Origin of the sequence: Sedimentibacter sp. zth1 (assembly GCF_017352195.1) — a bacterium.
Classification (GTDB): domain Bacteria; phylum Bacillota; class Clostridia; order Tissierellales; family Sedimentibacteraceae; genus UBA1535.
Genome location: NZ_CP071445.1, coordinates 770,638 through 787,951 on the forward strand (window position 1 = coordinate 770,638; position 17,314 = coordinate 787,951).

24 protein-coding genes are annotated in these 17,314 nt (G+C 27.3%); 5 read left to right on the plus strand and 19 right to left on the minus strand.

Annotated features, from left to right (window positions below):
- Window positions 1-7: 7 nt before the first annotated feature.
- The 19 genes from JYG23_RS03695 to JYG23_RS03780 all read right to left on the minus strand — a co-directional run bounded on the left by JYG23_RS03695 (window position 8) and on the right by JYG23_RS03780 (window position 12,920).
- The gene (locus JYG23_RS03695; RefSeq protein WP_207237169.1) at window positions 8-634 is read right to left on the minus strand and encodes a bifunctional 2-polyprenyl-6-hydroxyphenol methylase/3-demethylubiquinol 3-O-methyltransferase UbiG; all 627 of its coding nucleotides are present in this window, start codon (window positions 632-634) and stop codon (window positions 8-10) included.
- A gap of 10 nt (window positions 635-644) precedes the next feature.
- On the minus strand, window positions 645-1,310 hold the full coding sequence (locus JYG23_RS03700) for a class I SAM-dependent methyltransferase (RefSeq protein WP_207237170.1): 666 nt from the start codon (window positions 1,308-1,310) through the stop codon (window positions 645-647).
- A 106-nt stretch (window positions 1,311-1,416) separates the two neighbouring features.
- Complete coding sequence (gene trmD / locus JYG23_RS03705) at window positions 1,417-2,148, minus strand: tRNA (guanosine(37)-N1)-methyltransferase TrmD (RefSeq protein ID WP_207237171.1); 732 nt, start codon at window positions 2,146-2,148, stop codon at window positions 1,417-1,419.
- Window positions 2,145-2,645 carry a ribosome maturation factor RimM gene (gene rimM, locus JYG23_RS03710; protein WP_207237172.1) on the minus strand — a complete coding sequence of 167 codons (501 nt, stop codon included), beginning with the start codon at window positions 2,643-2,645 and terminating at the stop codon, window positions 2,145-2,147. The genes trmD and rimM overlap by 4 nt, the downstream gene beginning before the upstream one ends.
- 180 nt (window positions 2,646-2,825) lie before the next feature.
- Window positions 2,826-3,056, minus strand: coding sequence for a KH domain-containing protein (locus JYG23_RS03715; protein ID WP_207237941.1), 231 nt, complete (start codon window positions 3,054-3,056; stop codon window positions 2,826-2,828).
- Window positions 3,057-3,068: 12 nt separating this feature from the next.
- Window positions 3,069-3,332 carry a 30S ribosomal protein S16 gene (rpsP, locus tag JYG23_RS03720; RefSeq protein ID WP_207237173.1) on the minus strand — a complete coding sequence of 88 codons (264 nt, stop codon included), beginning with the start codon at window positions 3,330-3,332 and terminating at the stop codon, window positions 3,069-3,071.
- Between the two features lie 65 nt (window positions 3,333-3,397).
- Entirely contained in the window at window positions 3,398-4,744 is a 1,347-nt protein-coding gene (gene ffh / locus JYG23_RS03725) for a signal recognition particle protein (RefSeq protein WP_207237174.1), read from the minus strand.
- 11 nt (window positions 4,745-4,755) lie between these two features.
- Window positions 4,756-5,103: a YlxM family DNA-binding protein gene (ylxM, locus tag JYG23_RS03730; RefSeq protein ID WP_207237175.1), complete on the minus strand. Its 348-nt coding sequence runs from the start codon at window positions 5,101-5,103 to the stop codon at window positions 4,756-4,758.
- 410 nt (window positions 5,104-5,513) lie between these two features.
- Window positions 5,514-5,945: an N-acetyltransferase gene (locus tag JYG23_RS03735; protein WP_207237176.1), complete on the minus strand. Its 432-nt coding sequence runs from the start codon at window positions 5,943-5,945 to the stop codon at window positions 5,514-5,516.
- A 159-nt stretch (window positions 5,946-6,104) separates the two neighbouring features.
- Window positions 6,105-6,851 carry a hypothetical protein gene (locus JYG23_RS03740; protein ID WP_207237177.1) on the minus strand — a complete coding sequence of 249 codons (747 nt, stop codon included), beginning with the start codon at window positions 6,849-6,851 and terminating at the stop codon, window positions 6,105-6,107.
- Between the two features lie 14 nt (window positions 6,852-6,865).
- A complete protein-coding gene (locus JYG23_RS03745; RefSeq protein WP_207237179.1) occupies window positions 6,866-7,003 on the minus strand; it encodes a hypothetical protein in 138 nt (45 codons plus the stop codon).
- Window positions 7,004-7,010: 7 nt separating this feature from the next.
- Window positions 7,011-7,325, minus strand: a complete 315-nt coding sequence (locus JYG23_RS03750) for an N-acetyltransferase (protein ID WP_207237180.1) — start codon at window positions 7,323-7,325, stop codon at window positions 7,011-7,013.
- Window positions 7,326-7,494: 169 nt separating this feature from the next.
- On the minus strand, window positions 7,495-7,746 hold the full coding sequence (gene rpsP / locus JYG23_RS03755) for a 30S ribosomal protein S16 (RefSeq protein WP_207237182.1): 252 nt from the start codon (window positions 7,744-7,746) through the stop codon (window positions 7,495-7,497).
- A gap of 149 nt (window positions 7,747-7,895) precedes the next feature.
- Window positions 7,896-8,600: a class I SAM-dependent methyltransferase gene (locus JYG23_RS03760; RefSeq protein ID WP_207237184.1), complete on the minus strand. Its 705-nt coding sequence runs from the start codon at window positions 8,598-8,600 to the stop codon at window positions 7,896-7,898.
- Between the two features lie 25 nt (window positions 8,601-8,625).
- Window positions 8,626-9,186 (minus strand): peptidylprolyl isomerase, encoded by a 561-nt coding sequence (locus tag JYG23_RS03765; RefSeq protein WP_242631625.1) that lies wholly within the window; start codon window positions 9,184-9,186, stop codon window positions 8,626-8,628.
- Window positions 9,187-9,222: 36 nt separating this feature from the next.
- Window positions 9,223-10,767 carry a phosphotransferase gene (locus JYG23_RS03770; protein ID WP_207237185.1) on the minus strand — a complete coding sequence of 515 codons (1,545 nt, stop codon included), beginning with the start codon at window positions 10,765-10,767 and terminating at the stop codon, window positions 9,223-9,225.
- Window positions 10,768-10,936: 169 nt separating this feature from the next.
- Window positions 10,937-11,809 (minus strand): NAD-dependent epimerase/dehydratase family protein, encoded by an 873-nt coding sequence (locus JYG23_RS03775; protein ID WP_207237187.1) that lies wholly within the window; start codon window positions 11,807-11,809, stop codon window positions 10,937-10,939.
- An 84-nt stretch (window positions 11,810-11,893) separates the two neighbouring features.
- On the minus strand, window positions 11,894-12,028 hold the full coding sequence (locus tag JYG23_RS14800; protein ID WP_242631626.1) for a DUF6019 family protein: 135 nt from the start codon (window positions 12,026-12,028) through the stop codon (window positions 11,894-11,896).
- Window positions 12,029-12,251: 223 nt separating this feature from the next.
- Entirely contained in the window at window positions 12,252-12,920 is a 669-nt protein-coding gene (locus JYG23_RS03780; protein WP_207237189.1) for a hemolysin III family protein, read from the minus strand.
- Window positions 12,921-13,206: 286 nt separating this feature from the next.
- Between JYG23_RS03780 and JYG23_RS03785 the strand changes: the two genes are divergently transcribed.
- The 5 genes from JYG23_RS03785 (at window position 13,207) to JYG23_RS03805 (ending at window position 17,068) form a co-directional block, all read left to right on the plus strand.
- The gene (locus tag JYG23_RS03785; RefSeq protein WP_207237190.1) at window positions 13,207-13,782 is read left to right on the plus strand and encodes a xanthine phosphoribosyltransferase; all 576 of its coding nucleotides are present in this window, start codon (window positions 13,207-13,209) and stop codon (window positions 13,780-13,782) included.
- A 151-nt stretch (window positions 13,783-13,933) separates the two neighbouring features.
- On the plus strand, window positions 13,934-15,136 hold the full coding sequence (locus tag JYG23_RS03790) for a DUF4097 family beta strand repeat-containing protein (RefSeq protein ID WP_207237191.1): 1,203 nt from the start codon (window positions 13,934-13,936) through the stop codon (window positions 15,134-15,136).
- A 25-nt stretch (window positions 15,137-15,161) separates the two neighbouring features.
- On the plus strand, window positions 15,162-15,485 hold the full coding sequence (locus JYG23_RS03795; RefSeq protein WP_207237192.1) for a PadR family transcriptional regulator: 324 nt from the start codon (window positions 15,162-15,164) through the stop codon (window positions 15,483-15,485).
- Window positions 15,478-16,095, plus strand: a complete 618-nt coding sequence (locus JYG23_RS03800) for a DUF1700 domain-containing protein (RefSeq protein WP_207237193.1) — start codon at window positions 15,478-15,480, stop codon at window positions 16,093-16,095. The genes JYG23_RS03795 and JYG23_RS03800 overlap by 8 nt, the downstream gene beginning before the upstream one ends.
- A complete protein-coding gene (locus JYG23_RS03805; RefSeq protein WP_207237194.1) occupies window positions 16,085-17,068 on the plus strand; it encodes a DUF4097 family beta strand repeat-containing protein in 984 nt (327 codons plus the stop codon). Before JYG23_RS03800 ends, JYG23_RS03805 begins: the two co-directional genes overlap by 11 nt.
- Window positions 17,069-17,314: the final 246 nt, after the last annotated feature.

Genomic DNA, 17,314 nt, shown 5'->3' on the forward strand with positions numbered 1-17,314 from the left:
TATTTAATTATTTTTTTAATATAACCTCTCTATCTCCACGCTTTGTTGTATTAAAATATATTTGCTGTTTACCTAGCAATAATTTTTCTATATCTTCATTGGTGTAATGATTAAACAACAATCCGTCTCTACTTTTATCTGTATATAAAAAAGAACCATCCTCTAATATTTCATGAGCTAAATTCAAATCATCCTCTTCAAGACAATCAAATGACAAATATATAAGTCCGCCCTGTTTGGTTATCCTATAAAGTTCATTTAGGGCTGTACATGCACTTTTTTTGCTTAAATGGTCTATAACAGCATGTGCAACTACTGCATCAAAGGCTTCATCTTTAAAACTGATATCAGTAATGCTACACGTTTTATAATCGTCGTTTGGAAGTTTAAAATGCTTCAACATATTTTTAGTCAAATTTACCGAGTTTTCTGCTATATCAAATCCTGATACTTCAAATCCTCTGTTATTTAGCATGATGCTATATGTACCAAAACCGCATGCTGCATCGCATACGTTTTTTATATTATATTTAGAAAAAATCTCAAAGAATCTCGGTGTAAAGTCAGGTCTTATATATTTTATATACTCATCTATTTTATTATTGCTCCACTCTTTGTTCCAATATTCTTCCATAATTAAACCTCTATTCATTAATCATCAAAAACATTCTATTATATTGGTCATACTCTTTAAAATACACATCAACATATTCTTTTTCATTGAAATATTGTAATAGTAACGTTCTCCACTCTTCAGTAGTTTGATTCCATAATAGAAGTCCATCATCTAAAAGATTACCTTCAATAGTTTTTATGTTATATTCCTTTATCTGATCTTCTTTTATATATGGGTTAAGCTTTATTAGTATTTTGCCACTCTTTTTTACTATTCTTCTTATTTGCTTTAAAACTTCCATAGAATCATTTGGAGCAATATTATCAATAACATTGGAAAGAATTGCACCATCTATAGAATTATCTTCAATTAAATTAAGCTCATTTACAGTACCCTGAATAAATTTGTAACTCCCAAGCTTCATAAGCTTTGCACGATTATTACATAGCTTTATTCCTTCATCAGACATATCAATTCCGATCAACTCTTTCACTCCACGCAAAGCACAGCTAAACAGCATACTTCCAGAACCACATCCAAAATCCAAAAGTTTATCTGTATTTTCGCATAACCAGTCTAATCCTTTATCCAGCTGTTCATTACCAATATCAGTACTTGATGGTACTGATATTTTTTCAACACCTTTGTAAATATCATTTTCTACTTTTATATATTTATCGTAATTAATGTTCATTCTTTTCTACCTCCTCTTATATAATAACTCATGGAGTTTACTCCACGTCAATATATTTTATTAATATATTTTGAAAGGTTTATAATATGATATAAATATTTAATTACTATTTTCGATTTATTATTTTATTAAGCTTTTCGCATCTTTTATCTATATCTATTTGGCTTATGTTACTTAGCTTGTCTTTTCTTCTTTCCAATGTAAGCTCTACGGATTTCAATTCTCTCCATGCTTTTATCTTTTGATGATTACCAGATAAGATTATCTCTGGAACCTTATGACCCATAAATTCCTCAGGTCTTGTATACTGTGGATATTCTAATAATTCTGAACTATGAGATTCTTCTACGATAGACTCTTCTGAACCTAAAACTCCAGGAATAAGCCTTCCAACTGCATCTGCAATAATTAATGCTGGAAGTTCTCCACTTGTAAGTACATAATCTCCTATAGATACTTCTTCGTCTACAAACATATCAATAATTCTTTGATCTATTCCCTCATAGTGTCCAACAATAAATATAATATGCTCATATTTAGTATATTCCTTAGCCTTTTGTTGATTAAACACATTACCCTTTGGCGAAAGATAAATTACATAACTGTTATCTTTCTTAATATACCTTAACGCATTATATAAAGGCTCAGGTTTAAGTAACATTCCTGGTCCACCGCCATAAGGATAGTCATCAACACGCTTATGCTTATCTTCAGAAAAGTCTCTTAGGTTTACATAATTTATACTTAGTAAACTATTTTCCGCAGCTCTGCCTATAATACCATTATGTGCATAGGTATCTATCAATTCCGGGAAAAGCGTTATAATATCTATTTTCATTCCAATAATCCTTCTATAATATTAATTACTATTTTCTTTTCTTCAATATTTATTTCTTTAACTACATCCTTAATAGCTGGTATATAGTATGTTTTAGCTTTGCTTATAACTTCGTATACATCATTAGCGCCTGTTTGAAATACTTCTTTAACCTTGCCTATTAGTTCACCCTCAGTTGAGTAGACATCAAGTCCTTCTAATTCAAATACATAATAAGTGTCTTTTGGTAGGTCTTTAAGCTGTGATTCTTCTATTGAAACATACGTTTCTTTAAATTTTTCAGCATCAACCATATTGGTTATACCTTCAAATTCTATAAAAGCCATTCCTTTTCTATAAAATACATTTTCTATTTTTCTTTTTCTATTATCTATTTCTGTATACACATAATCCAATTCATCAAATCTATCTACATCATCTGTGAGTGCAATAACTTTAACGCATCCTTTAACACCATGTGTATTAACTATTTTCCCAACCTTAATATAATCTTTCATAAAATACCTCATTTGATAGTAGTTTGCAATTATTATTAACAAAATTAGCATAAGCAGAATTCATCGCTTTATTCTGCAAAACAAAACTTATTGTTACTATCACATATTTTAACATTATTTAAATCCAAATTCAACAATAAAAGGATTTGATAAATTTAATTATCAAATCCTTTTATCTATTTATTGTATAATTTCAACCATTACACGTTTGTTATCTTTTGTAGCAGCTGCTTTTACAACGGTTCTAATAGCTTTTGCTATCCTTCCCTGTTTTCCAATAACTTTGCCCATATCTTCCGGAGCAACGCTAAGTTCAATTATAAGCGATTGGCTACCTTCAACTTCTTTAACTTTTACGAGATCAGGATTATCTACTAGTGATTTTGCTAAGTATTCAACTAATTCACCCATCATTTTCTCCTCTTATTTGTTTTCATCTCTTTTTTCATCAACATTAATTTTTTTTAATAACATCGCTACAGTTTCTGTAGGTTTCGCACCATTATCTATCCATTTTGCTGCTTTTTCCGAGTCTATTTTAACAACTTTTGGCTCAACAACTGGATTGTAGTATCCTATTTCTTCTATGAAACGTCCATCTCTTGGTGAACGAGAATCTGCTACTACTATTCTGTAAAAAGGTTTCTTTTTAGATCCCATTCTTTTTAATCTAATTTTTACTGACATGTTTGTCACCTCCTTCTTTTTCTTATGTTATTCTATATGATAAAGGAATTTATCCTTATCTACTTTTACATAAAAGGTAGTTTAAACTTACCAGCTCCGCCTCTTTTTTTCATTACTTTTTCCATTGAGCTAAATTGTTTCATCATTTTTTTCATGTCACCAAATTGCTTCAATATTTTATTTACTTGCTGTACTGATGTTCCACTTCCAGCAGCAATTCTTTTTCTTCTACTACCATTGATTAATGATGGCATAGCTCTTTCTTTTTTTGTCATTGATTGGATTATAGCTTCTACATGCTTTAATTCTTTTTCATCTACTGTCAAACCTTTAAGTTGTTTAGAATTAGCACCTGGAATCATGGCTAATATATCTTCTAATGGTCCCATGTTTTTCATTTGTTGAAGCTGAGTTAAGAAATCATCCAAATCAAATTCTTGATTTTTAATTTTCTTCTGCAATTCCATTGCTTGTTTTTCATCAAAAGCAGCTTGTGCTTTATCTATAATTGAAAGAATATCTCCCATACCTAAAATTCTTGAAGCCATTCTATCAGGATGAAAAATTTCTAATTGATCCATTTTTTCACCAACAGATACAAACTTAATTGGCTTATCAACAACACTTTTTATTGATAGAGCAGCACCACCTCTAGCATCACCATCAACTTTTGATAAAATTACGCCTGTTATATCAAGGTATTCATTAAATGTTTGAGCAACCTTTACTGCATCCTGACCAGTCATAGCATCTAATACCATAAGAATTTCATTTGGGTTTATTTCCGCTTTTACATCAACAAGTTCTTTCATTAACTCTTCATCTACATGAAGACGTCCAGCAGTATCTATAATTACAACATCATTATTGAATTTATTTGCATGCTGAGATGCTTCTTTTGCGATTGTAACAGGGCTAATTTTATCTCCTAAAGTGAATACAGGAACATCAATACTCTCTCCAACAACTTGAAGCTGTTTAATTGCTGCTGGTCTATAAATATCACATGCAACAAGCAAAGGTCTTTTTCCTTCTTTTTTTAGCTTTGTAGCTAATTTACCTGATGCTGTAGTTTTACCAGCACCTTGTAAACCACACATCATAATATACGTTATACCATTTGTATTAAATTCAAGCTTACTCTCTTGTTCGCCCATGATAGATTTTAGCTCATCATGAACTATTTTAACTACTTGTTGACCTGGAGTTAAGCTTTCCATAACTTCATGACCAACCGCTCTTTCTTTAACCTTACCTATAAAAGATTTAACAACTTTGAAGTTAACATCTGCTTCTAACAAAGAAAGCTTAACTTCTCTCATTGCTACGTCTATATCTTTTTCAGAAAGCTTTCCTTTGCCTCTTAGAGATTTGAGTGCATTTTGTAGCTTATCAGACAAATTCTCAAACATTAATTACTTTCCTACCCTTCATTCAATATTTTATCGGTTTCATTTTTTATATAATCAATTTCTTCTTTATATTTGCAATAATCAATTCTTTCTAAAGTCTTTATTATGTTTTCTGCAGCTTCATAATATGAAGTTATCTTAGAGTGTAAACAAAGTTTTTCTTCATACTCAGTTAGATTTTTTTCTGCTCTCTTCAATGTATCATAAATACCAGCCCTACTCATATTTAACTGTTCTGCTATTTCGCCAAGACTGAAATCCTGATTATAATACAAATCAATAATTATAGCTTGATTTTTCTTTAACAAGCTTCCATAATAATCAAATAAAATACTAAAAAATAAATTTTTTTCTAACATATTTTCACCTACTGTAAAGCAAATTACTTAACAGTCAAATTCTATATTAAATTTAGTGATTCGTCAATAGTTTTTTTGAAATTTATTATATTGTTAGGAAAATGTAGTTAAGCTTTGCATTTTTATTTTTCATCAATCTATCTTCAAAGCGAAATAATAAATACAATCAATATATTCACCATGATAATAAACCTCTTTTATTCTTTCACCCTCATAAATCATATTAGCTCTTTTCATAACATTACCACTTGCAATATTATTTCTAAAATGCGATGCAGATACTTTCTTGTATCCAACAATATTTAGTAAATAATCTTTCAGTTTCTATATCTATATTTTTTATTATGTGGTTCATATTTCCTCCTAAATTTTACTAATATTAATTTCTCAATATATAAAATGGTTCTTCACTATATTTCGAAACAAATATGTGTTTCAGTTTTATTTACTATTTTAAAACCGATTCTTTTATATAGATTAATTGCTCCTTTATTTTCTTTAAAACACCCCAAAGTTACCGTTTTGCTAATTTCTTTTGCATCCACAATAACTTGTTTTATAATATCACTACCAATCCCTAATCCTTGATATTCCGTAATTAAATGAATTTCAGTTATATTAACCACATTATTATCCTCATGTGTTTCAATAAATCCAACACATTTTTGATTTATCGTGATTTTCTTAAAGTTGATAGGGTTAAACGAATTTTCAAAATCTTCAACTTGATATTTTTCATCCCATCCCCATATTTTTCTTACATAATACATGATTGAATTCTTTTTGATAGTGTATATTTCTTGCTTGTCATTGTTGTTAACTTTTTCCAAACAATATTTCATTTAATTGTCCTTTCTTTTCATTAAGAATCTATCCTAATATTGCTCCCAAAACAATTGGCTAATTTCAAATACAACCATCACACTGAACACTCTATATATTCCATTCATAATTTTTAAGTCCTACTAAAATATATAATAATAACACCATTAATTTACTTACTATAAATTTTTACTTACCAAATGTAATCTACAATAGTCTTTTTCTACTGATATTAATCCTTCATCATTATATCCATTGTCTAAAAACCACTTTAAATTACCATTTGGAAAAGTCCCTAGTTCTTCTGTTATAGCAAACACTTTACTATATTTTTCTTTTAAATAACTTTCAAGTTTTATAAGTGGATAATATTTATAATCATATTCTGTTGATGAGTAATATATACAAGTTAAAAATGCATAATCATCACTCTTTGGTATATCATAAGGTACATATATTGATGGAATATACTCAACCCCACCTAGCACATTTTCACTATCTTTATTTAAGAATCCATATATTTCATCACAATATTTAGATAAAAACAAGGCTTTTTTATCACAACTACAGCTACAACCAGTCATTGTACATTTTTTAGATAGCAAAGAAATATTTTTTTTAGTCAATGGTACAACTTCCCCATTAAATTTTTCTTTTCCTAAATCAATAATATATGGCCTTTCTACACACTTTTCACCGTTTAATAATTTTTCTAAAAAGTTTTGTGTTATAGGTGCTCTAAATCTTTTTTCATCATTAATTACTGTTAAAAAAGGAAAGAACATTTTTTGTCTTTTAGCTAAATCATAATCATTTTCTACGTTATACATATGTATATCCATTTTATCCTTGTATTTATCTAATAAGCTAAGTGTTTCATAACTTATTGGACATTGAGCTGCCCAATAATAAAAATCTATTTTCATTATTCGTCCTCTTTTTACGCTAATATTTTTTCAATAAACTTATCTATTCCATCATAATATATCTGTACAGCTAAATCCAAATTATTAGCTAAATACAATTTTCCAACTATTGCTCCAAACTTATCCCAATATCGACTTAATGTTTTGAACAATTAGTAATTATCTATGTAATACAAACTTTTGATTAGGATAATTAAATTCTATACATAATTCATCCTCTACAAATCCAAATTTTTTATATAATGCTCTCGGAGCTATGCCTTTATTATCATTTTCTATAAATGTTGATACAGTTATATCTTTACCCTTAGGCATTATAGATAACATTTTATTAATCATGGCAGTTGCTATACCTCTTTTTCTATATGAAGGATGAACCGCCATACATGACAGACAGCTTTGGTTATAAGAAAATAGTAAAATACCTACAACAATATTATATCTCCACTCTTTTACATAATATTTATAATGCAATTACTTATTTATGTCATTTATCCTTTTTATAGAATTATAACATATTGACTATTATATTTAAAGACAGTTAATTACAATTATAATTAACTGTCTTTAAATATAATAGCTTTAGAAATTAGTTATAAAAAAAAGAGATCATTACTAATCTCTTTTTGTTTTGGCTATTAAATTATTTCTTTTCTAATACTCCACTAGTTTTTAATAACATTCCTACAGTATCAGTTGGTTTTGCACCATTGTTTAACCATTTTGTTGCTTTTTCTTCGTCAATTTTAACGATTTTTGGTTCAACTACTGGATTGTAGTATCCTATTTCTTCTATGAAACGTCCATCTCTTGGTGAACGAGAATCCGCTACAACTATTCTGTAAAAAGGTTTCTTTTTAGAACCCATTCTTTTTAATCTGATTTTTACTGACATTATTATTCTCTCCTTGTTATTCGCCTTAATTATTATTTTAAAGTTAAAATAACCTTCTTCACATGCTGTAAAGTAAATTACTTAACAGCGAAATTCTATCGTAAAAATCATATTTTGTCAATAGTTTTTTAAATTTTTTTTAAAGGTTATTAATCTTCATTAACGTTTTGAAGATAAAACAACCTATTTAATTCTTTTGCACCATTGTATGGAAACTCAATATAATATTTTAATTCAAAGTATTTTCCAAGCATTTTTTTCCAATACTGACTATCATAGTTACAAATTCTCAAATTATCATCCTTTGAAATCATATTTGGCGCAAATTCCACGCAGCCTGATTTTTGTATGTAATTTACATCTACCTGAGGATTTATTTTTATAAATATCAAGCCATCTTTTTTAACAATTCTTTTGAATTCCTTTAGTATATTTTCAACTAAACTGTGGTCAATAACATCAATTACGTTTGAACATATTATTCCATCAAAACTTTCACTTTTTATACTTGAAAGATAATCTTCACAACCTATTTTAAATTCTAAATTACCAAATTTTGATGGTTCTGATAACTTAACTGTTTCGTTCGCTAATCTTATTCCGTTTTCAGACTGGTCTATTCCTAAACCATATTTTATATGCTTATGCTGTGCACATTGGAATAGAAAACAACCGCTTCCAGTCCCATAATCAAAAACGTTTTCACAATTTAATGCAAATTCCTTCATCATGTAATCCTCAATTGGTGAAATTTCAATCGTAGAATCTATTTTTTCAGCTTCTTGTTTTGAAAACCAATCGTCCCAAAACAACAATGAATTTTCATATTCTTTCATAATTAATTCCTTTCTCATTTAGAATAAATTTTATCTAATATTTTTAAACTATATTTTTTATTATTGGTTTATCATAATTATGACTAAACGCTTCAACCCTAACACTTTTTATTGTTTCAGGCACTACTGGTTTATTAACTATAACACCTTCAATACCTATATCAACAGGTTTTGTTTCAACTTTTTCTATACGTTCTATTTCTTCATACCCTTCAATTATTCTACCAAAGCCAGGATATTTACCATTAAGCTTTTCTCCCGCTTCATCACTCAAAGTTATAAAATAACAGCTACCTGATGCAATTTCTTTTCCGTCTCCCCCCATAGCAATAACACCTTTTTCTAATTTCAATCTGTTATTAAAACCATTTTCTCTGAATTCCCCATCAATTTCATATCTATAATCTTCATTTTCCTTAAATTCATCATATACCGGTTGTATAACAAATCCAGGCACAAGCCTTTTTATATCTTTATTATCAAAAGCTCCTTTGTTAGCTAAATATATAAAGCTGTTTACTGTATTTGGTGCTTCATAAGGATATAATTCAATTTTAATTTTGTTTCCATTATTCATTATCATTGTTGCTATTGGATTTTTCATATTATATATTTTCCTTCTTTATTAAATTGATTATATTTAATTACTTTCTTTATACCAATTTGGTTTTGACGTAGTAAAATAGTTGTACCAGTAAAACACCTTGTATGAAAAGTTTACTACCTGTTCATGACGTTCATCTCCATATGCCAAAGACCATGTAATATCTGAAAGTTGTTGGCAGGCTATATATAAAGCAAGCAATTTAAAAAACTCATCAGGAACTTTATTTTGAAAATACCCGTTAATTTGACCACATGCAAATACAGGGCTTTCAGACACACTTTTTACAATATTTGCAAAGTCTAACCATGGATCACCATATGTATACTCATTTAAGCTTGTTACTCCAAGAGTCTTACATTCAACATTTATTGCTATATTCTCAACTTGAAAATTACCATGCAGTAAACATTGAGGTCTATTTTCTAAAAAATTTCTATGATTATTTATATAATTTATAATTTTATCTGAATTATCTATAGGAAGCTCACATTCAATAAACATATTTATAATGTGATTAATTTTTATATTATATGTGTATTCCCAATCTTTATCTTTTTTATTTAATTTGTTTAAATCATGTATTTTAAATAATATTTTGCCTGATTCTACACCCAATTTATATTGTTCCTTCTCATTTAACTTGTGAAGAATCTCGCTTAAGTACGTAGTACTAAACCTATCATATATACTATAAGTTAGTGTGTTATTGTTACATCTACCAAACATTTGTGGTTTATTTACAAACAAACTAGCTAAAGCTTTTGCATAATTAAATTCATCTTGTTTATCTTTATAAAACGATTTGTTTGACATTTCTAACAAATACTTTTTACCATTAAATGTTTCAATATTGTATTTTCTATCTCCAGCCCAATTTTTAAATGTTAAATCAATATTTCTCCACTGACTGCTATTTGGTATGTCAGCCCAAAAATGATCTAGACGTCCAATTATTCTATTAGTAGTCATATCCACAAAAGAATCTAATTTTATCTTTAACATATCTGGACAATTGAAATCAAGATATTTACCATTCGAATCGTAAAAATCAATAACTTGTACAAATTTCTTAAAAAAAGAATATTTATCAAATACGTCTATATAATTGTTTATATACATTTTACATTGCTTAAAAATTTGATATGGTCTAAAATCCTCTTCTAAATTTAGAAATTGTAAATCTAAATTTTCCCAGACACTATTCTTTCCTCTTTTCGAATATAATATTGGTTTAATAATTTCATTGCCATAATCATCTACTAATGACTTACACATTTCATCCCACAATAAATCTGTAATAAGATGGCAATAATATCCTAAATAAAATGAATATCTTTCTTTATCAAGTTCCTTATTTTCAAGATATTCTTTATAAAATTCCTCTGGATCTGGAACATTTCCACTCTTTTTTGTATAAAAATGTGTTACTTCCTTGCTAGGTGTTATATTTGAGAAATCTAAGTTAGTTTCGCCACTATCCGCTGCTATATTTCCTATGATAAAATCTTTTTCTATTATATTTTCGATTTCATTGTATAATTTCTCAGCTACTCTTAAGTGAACAATAAAAGACGCCATATTATCTCCTCTAATTATTAATAATCGCTTAAATTATAACAGTAAGACCTATAATTATATATTTTACGATACATAATTATATCATAAGTTTAAACCAATATAAAGCATTTTGTAATTATACGTAATTTTGAAATATAAATGAAAATTTTATACTTAAATATTGCATATTTTAGTTATTTTGAGCTTCTTTTATTAGCTTATCAATTAGTTCATAAAACCATGAGTCTAATAGACTAAATTTATATCCTAGGTCCGAAGAATTCTTTGTTATAAGTGTAAACGAAGGCGTATAGTTATAGGGTGCATCATCTCCGTCTTTATTTATTATTGCTTCTTTATTTACTTTATTTTCAATATATTCTATTATACTTTCTATGGAAATTGAACCAAGTGCTGAAGCATTGTACTGTCCAGTAACATCATCTTCAGCTAAAAATGAAATAAATTTGCCAGCTTCGTCTGAGCTGATAAATGAAATTTTATCTTTAAGATTATTAATATTCATTGATTTAGAATTAACAATATGCTCTACATAAAAATATAATCTCTTTGTATAATCATCTTCACCGATAACATATGGAAATCTAATAGCACATGCTTGTTGATTATCATAATATTGAAAAGTTGCTGCCTCAGCTTGTCGTTTTATTTCACCATAATCAAAATCTGTTCTGTCACACCACTTTAGTTCGTATGCCAAAGGATCAAATTCTTTTTCTTTAATATTGATATGATAGTTATCGTATACAGAGCATGTTGAGGTTAAAACATATCTATTGCACTTAATATTGTCTAATACACATTTTACATCATTAGAGCAATAGCAAATATTATCACAAACTACATCATATTCTTTTCCTTTGAACGCATTATTCATATCATCATAATTTGTCCTATCTACCTTAATTCTTGTTACCTCATTTCCAAAATTGTCTAATGCTTGTCCTCTAGTTGCAATTGTAACGTTATGACCTTTCTTCAATAGTGATCTTACTAAATGCACTCCGAAAAATCTTGTTCCACCAATTACTAATATGTTCATATTATCCTCCTATACTTAAATAAATAATTCTTACTAAATAATACCATTGTAAACTTTTATTATCAATGATGTTAGTGAAAAATATTATTTTTTTTCAACTTTTTTATTTTCTATTTCATTATATGCTTCTAAAATACCATTTTTTACCCCATCTTTTACTATTACATAAAATGCAACTATAGCAAGTATCGATCCAATAATTGATAAAAAAACTATCATAATATCCTCCAGAAGTTATTTTTTGTATACATTAATTTTTATGCTGTAACTAGAAGAATATTTACTAATTTTATTCATTTTGTGTCCAAGTTTTAAATATTGAATATAATATAGTATCTTTAGTAAAGTAGTGTTATATTGATATTAGAAAAATTGTATGTTAATAATGTCTCCCTTTAGCGTAAAAATGCCTCAAAGCATTGTATACTTTGAAGCAAAATATTTATAAAACATAAAATATAATACAAAAGAAATGCAACAAGCTGCCAAATAAAACAAATACATGAAATATATTATGCATATATTTTTTTCTTTTGCCTAATCCATAAAGTATCGAACCTATAGTATATAAAATTCCACCTGCAAGTAACAGAAAAAATCCATTTATAGTAATGGCTTGAATTGTTGTTTTACAAAAAAACACAACAGCCCATCCCATAACTATATAGCAAACCATTGAAAATTTGTCATATTTTTTCAAATCAATTGCTGTAAGCGTTACTGCTAATGCAGTTAATCCCCATTCTATACCAAACATTGTCCAAGCTACTGGTGCACTGACAATTCTAATTGAACTTAGTGCTATTGGAGTATACGAACCTGCAATAAGCAAATAAATTGTGCAATGGTCGAGAACCTGAAATACCTTTTTAGCTAAACCATTTTTTAATCCATGATAAATGCTAGACATCGTATATAAAAGTATCATTGTAGCTCCGTATATAGATGAAGAAATTAAACCATATGTATTATTATTTTTTACAGAAACAATAATGCACAACGTTAGAGCTACAATTCCAAATGCACTACCTACAATATGTGAAACCATATTAAATATTTCTTCGCCTCTAGTATAATTTGGAAGCTGTCTATCTGCTAATTTTGTTCTCATTCTTACCTCCGTTTCAAAATTGTAATTTAATTTATATTATCATAAATTCACTACAAAATCTATATAAATTTTATTTTTTTGTTATAAAATATGATGATTTTTCAATATTTTCCTTCGTTACATAGTTTTTATTACTACAACGCCTAGTTTTCAACATTTATTTACACTTTATTAATTAAATGTTTTTTGTATAATCAGAAATTTAAAATATTAATTAACTTATTGACATAAAAATATTTCAAATATATAATGTAATTATTTATCATAATTTGAATGGAGATGTAGAATGAAACTTTTAAAGGAACGAATTATTAAAGATGGTATTATAAAAGAAGGTAATATTTTAAAGGTTGATAGCTTTTTAAATCATCAAATGGATATAAATTTGATTAATGAAATTGGAAAAGAGTTTAAAAAAATATTTGAGGATAAAAAAATTGATAAAATACTTACAATTGAAGCCTCTGGCATTGGAATTGCATGTATAGTAGCACAGTATTTTGATGTACCCGTTGTTTTTGCAAAAAAAAGTAAAAGTATAAATTTAAGTGGAGAATCATATATAACAAAAATAGAATCTTTTACACATAAAAAAACTTATGATGTAATTGTTTCTAAAAAATTTCTACATGAAGGTGAACATATTCTAATAATAGATGATTTTCTAGCCAACGGATATGCTGTTAAAGGATTATTACAAATAATCGAAGAATCAGGTGCAATTGTTGAAGGTGTTGGAATTGTAATTGAAAAAGGATTTCAAGAAGGCGGTAGAAATCTTAGAGAAAAAGGCATTAACCTACACTCTTTAGCTATAGTCGACAAAATGGATGTGGAAAATAAGACATTACAATTTAGATAGATTTAATAATGAAAACACAAATTAAATATTTGTGTTTTTTTTTGAATATATTTCTAAAAAATTAAAAATATTACTTGACACATAATACAACGCATTGTATAGTATGATGTATAAGAAGGTAAATAATAATTATTACAAGGAGTGTCAAATTATGAATAAAAAAGAATTCTTAAAATTACTTGCTGCACGACTTACTTCAATTTCAAGTATAGAGCTTGAAAAGACAATACTATATTTTAGTGAAATAATAGATGACCATATTGACGAAGGATTAACCGAAGAACAAGCAGTTACTGCTCTTGGTGATATAGATGATATTGTTGACAGTATCGTAAATTCCACTGAAACAGGAAAAAAAGAAAACATAAATGATAATATGAATAACGATAAGAAAAATGAGAGCTTTGAAAGTGGAATAAATATAAATATTGATAATATTTTGGAACAAACCAACAAAGCAGTTAAAAAAAGTGTATCAGTTATGGGAAATATATTTAACGAAATAAGTAGTAAATCTACTAATGAAAATACACAAATGGTCAAAAAACAATATAATTCTGTAAACGAAATAAAAATCATAAATGTCAAAGATTCAAATAACAGTATAGAAATATTTAAATCAGTTGATGAAAAAATACATATTGAGTATTATGAAAATAAAAATAATTTTTACACTATTGAAGAAAATGATGGAATATTATATGTTATGAAACATACAAATAAGTTATTTAAATTTTTCAGTGGAATTTCAGAACTTTTAAATAAAAACAAAATGAAAATATTTATACCAAATAACTATATGGGACTGAGCGATATAAAAACTTCAAATGCTAGTATAGTTATCAATAATTTAAAGCTAAATAATCTAAAACTGAAATCATCGAATGGAAGAATTACTGCTACAAATATAGAGGTTCAGAATGATTTAATTTTACACACATCTAATGCATCAATTAATGTTAATGATGTTGTTTGTAACAGCGATTTGATTTGTACAACATCAAATGGAAAAATTATTTTGGAAGACACAAGTTGCAAAAGTACAAATTGCCATACCTCAAATTCAAGTATCAATGTAGAAAATGTTAAAGCAAATCAAGATATTTCTTTGATTACATCAAATGGTAGAATTGAGTTTGATAAAATTAAAATTGCAAATGCACTTATTTGTAAAACTTGTAATTCATCAATTAAAGGATTTATAGATGGAAAATTGACTGATTTTTCTATACAATCATCAACTTCAAATGGAAAAAACAATTTACCTACTTCACTTGAATTAGGAGATAAACAAATAAGCTGTAATACTTCAAATGGAAGTATTAATGTTGAATTCACCTTATCATCTAAATAGGAAAAAATTAAAGGAGGTTATTTTTTTGGATACACAACTAAAAAGAGGTTTACTTGAAGTATGCGTCTTGACTGTTTTGAAGAAAGAAGATTCATATGGTTATCAAATTATTAAAGATATTAGTCCGTATATTGAAATATCCGAATCAACTCTCTACCCTATCCTTAGGAGGCTTGAGGTAAGTGATTTTGTAACAGTGTATTCTGTTGAACATAATAGTAGGTTACGTAAATATTATAAAATTAATGATAAAGGTTATAAAAAAATAGAAGATTTTATAAATGAATGGCAAGAGGTAATGAAAATATATAAATTTATTGTATCAAAAAGAGAGGAGAAAAATGAATAAGTTAGAATTTTTAGATATTTTAAAATCTAGAATCTCAACACTTCCATCAAAAGAAATTTCTAAATCGGAGGCTTATTATAGTGAAATTATTGATGATTCTATAGAAAATGGATTAACTGAAGAACAAGCGATTCTAGCATTAGGTAATATAGATAACATAGTTGAAAATATAAAGTATGATATGTCTATACCAGCACTTGTTCAAGTTAAAGTTAATGAAAGTAGAGGAAACACTTCTAAAACTTGGCTTTGGATTACACTTACTATATTGGGTTTTCCATTATGGTTCCCATTAGTAATTGCTTTTTCCGCTGTTGCATTTACTATTTATTTAGTATTATGGGTGTGTATTTTAGTTTTGTATATAGCATTATTTTCAATAGCTCTTACGGGTATAAGTACTTTTTTATTTAGCTTTTATATATTTGTAACACAACCAATATATATAGGACTTTGCCTTTTAGGTACATCATTTGTTCTTATTGGACTATCTATATTTCTTATAAAACCTGTATTCCTTGTTTCTAAATATTTTGCAAAATTATCAAAAATAATTATTAGAAAAATCAAAAAATTATTCATTGGAAGGAGAAGACAACATGAAAAATAGAAAATTATTAACTATTGCAAGCTTGCTTGTTATTATTGGAATAATAATATTTTTTGTAGGTTTTGCTAATGCAGATTTTAATATAAAAAATATAAGCACAATCAAATATGAAGAAAAATCTTACTCTACAAATACAAACATAGAAAAAATCAACATTGGTGATTATGATATGAGTGTGGATATTACACCTTCGCCTGATGATAAAATTCATATAAAGTATTATGAAAATAAAAAAAGAAAATATATTATCAGTGAAAAAAATGGTGTTTTAGATATTCAAAAAGAAAAACCTAGCATTATCAATATATTCAGTATGAGTATAGATTTTAACAATACAAAACTTAGTGTCAAGATACCAAAAAACTATAATGGAGAATTAATTGTTAAAACTTCAAATAATTCTATTTCTATAAGTGATATAAATTTAGGTGATGTATCTTTAACTACTTCAAATGGTAAAATTCATTCTACCAATATTAGTTGCTCTTCATCATTAGAATTAAAAAGCTCAAATGCCTCTATTGATGTAGAAAATGTTAAGGTATCAGGCGATATTATATGCGATACCTCAAATGGTAAAACCAATCTAACAAATGTTTCTTCACTTGAGGATATTAGGTGTGAGACTAGTAATGGTACTATTTATGTAGTAGATACAAAATGCAATTATATAAACGCCAAATCTAGTAATGGTACTATTTCTTTAGATAATTTTTCTACTAATTCAAGCATTGAAATTAGAACATCAAATTCAAAGGTGCTATTTAACAATATTAGTTTTAATGATAAATTTAAGATTACGACATCTAATGGAAAAATAAAAGGAAATCTTAATGGTAAAATAGATGAGTATACTATAAATTACAAAACAAGTAATGGTGATTCTAATTTACCAAATGACTATGTTGGTGGAAATAAACAAATTGATTTTAGAACATCTAACAGCGACATAGATGTTGATTTTACAAAGTAATAAATAAATAGCAAAAAGCCATAAACACTTTTGTGAAGTTTTTTACTGCTATGACTATCTAATTTATCTAAATAATCTATGCTAAAAAGAAAACGGAATTAATTTTATAACATTCATGTAGTGTAGCAGAAATTGTACAAAAGTGAATGTAGTGTTTTTAGGTCAAGAAGTCTTTCCCGTCCTCTCAACTACGTGTTTGACCGTTACGAAATGAGCTTGCTGTTACAATTTCCTACACGCAATGTG

Bases quoted from the DNA above. Each gene is read 5' to 3' on its own strand.
- JYG23_RS03695 (WP_207237169.1), bottom strand. From the start codon at position 634: ATGGAAGAATATTGGAACAAAGAGTGGAGCAATAATAAAATAGATGAG.
- JYG23_RS03700 (WP_207237170.1), bottom strand. From the start codon at position 1,310: ATGAACATTAATTACGATAAATATATAAAAGTAGAAAATGATATTTAC.
- trmD (WP_207237171.1), bottom strand. From the start codon at position 2,148: ATGAAAATAGATATTATAACGCTTTTCCCGGAATTGATAGATACCTAT.
- rimM (WP_207237172.1), bottom strand. From the start codon at position 2,645: ATGAAAGATTATATTAAGGTTGGGAAAATAGTTAATACACATGGTGTT.
- JYG23_RS03715 (WP_207237941.1), bottom strand. From the start codon at position 3,056: ATGGGTGAATTAGTTGAATACTTAGCAAAATCACTAGTAGATAATCCT.
- rpsP (WP_207237173.1), bottom strand. From the start codon at position 3,332: ATGTCAGTAAAAATTAGATTAAAAAGAATGGGATCTAAAAAGAAACCT.
- ffh (WP_207237174.1), bottom strand. From the start codon at position 4,744: ATGTTTGAGAATTTGTCTGATAAGCTACAAAATGCACTCAAATCTCTA.
- ylxM (WP_207237175.1), bottom strand. From the start codon at position 5,103: ATGTTAGAAAAAAATTTATTTTTTAGTATTTTATTTGATTATTATGGA.
- JYG23_RS03735 (WP_207237176.1), bottom strand. From the start codon at position 5,945: ATGAAATATTGTTTGGAAAAAGTTAACAACAATGACAAGCAAGAAATA.
- JYG23_RS03740 (WP_207237177.1), bottom strand. From the start codon at position 6,851: ATGAAAATAGATTTTTATTATTGGGCAGCTCAATGTCCAATAAGTTAT.
- rpsP (WP_207237182.1), bottom strand. From the start codon at position 7,746: ATGTCAGTAAAAATCAGATTAAAAAGAATGGGTTCTAAAAAGAAACCT.
- JYG23_RS03760 (WP_207237184.1), bottom strand. From the start codon at position 8,600: ATGAGAAAGGAATTAATTATGAAAGAATATGAAAATTCATTGTTGTTT.
- JYG23_RS03765 (WP_242631625.1), bottom strand. From the start codon at position 9,186: ATGAAAAATCCAATAGCAACAATGATAATGAATAATGGAAACAAAATT.
- JYG23_RS03770 (WP_207237185.1), bottom strand. From the start codon at position 10,767: ATGGCGTCTTTTATTGTTCACTTAAGAGTAGCTGAGAAATTATACAAT.
- JYG23_RS03775 (WP_207237187.1), bottom strand. From the start codon at position 11,809: ATGAACATATTAGTAATTGGTGGAACAAGATTTTTCGGAGTGCATTTA.
- JYG23_RS14800 (WP_242631626.1), bottom strand. From the start codon at position 12,028: ATGATAGTTTTTTTATCAATTATTGGATCGATACTTGCTATAGTTGCA.
- JYG23_RS03780 (WP_207237189.1), bottom strand. From the start codon at position 12,920: ATGAGAACAAAATTAGCAGATAGACAGCTTCCAAATTATACTAGAGGC.
- JYG23_RS03785 (WP_207237190.1), top strand. From the start codon at position 13,207: ATGAAACTTTTAAAGGAACGAATTATTAAAGATGGTATTATAAAAGAA.
- JYG23_RS03790 (WP_207237191.1), top strand. From the start codon at position 13,934: ATGAATAAAAAAGAATTCTTAAAATTACTTGCTGCACGACTTACTTCA.
- JYG23_RS03800 (WP_207237193.1), top strand. From the start codon at position 15,478: ATGAATAAGTTAGAATTTTTAGATATTTTAAAATCTAGAATCTCAACA.
- JYG23_RS03805 (WP_207237194.1), top strand. From the start codon at position 16,085: ATGAAAAATAGAAAATTATTAACTATTGCAAGCTTGCTTGTTATTATT.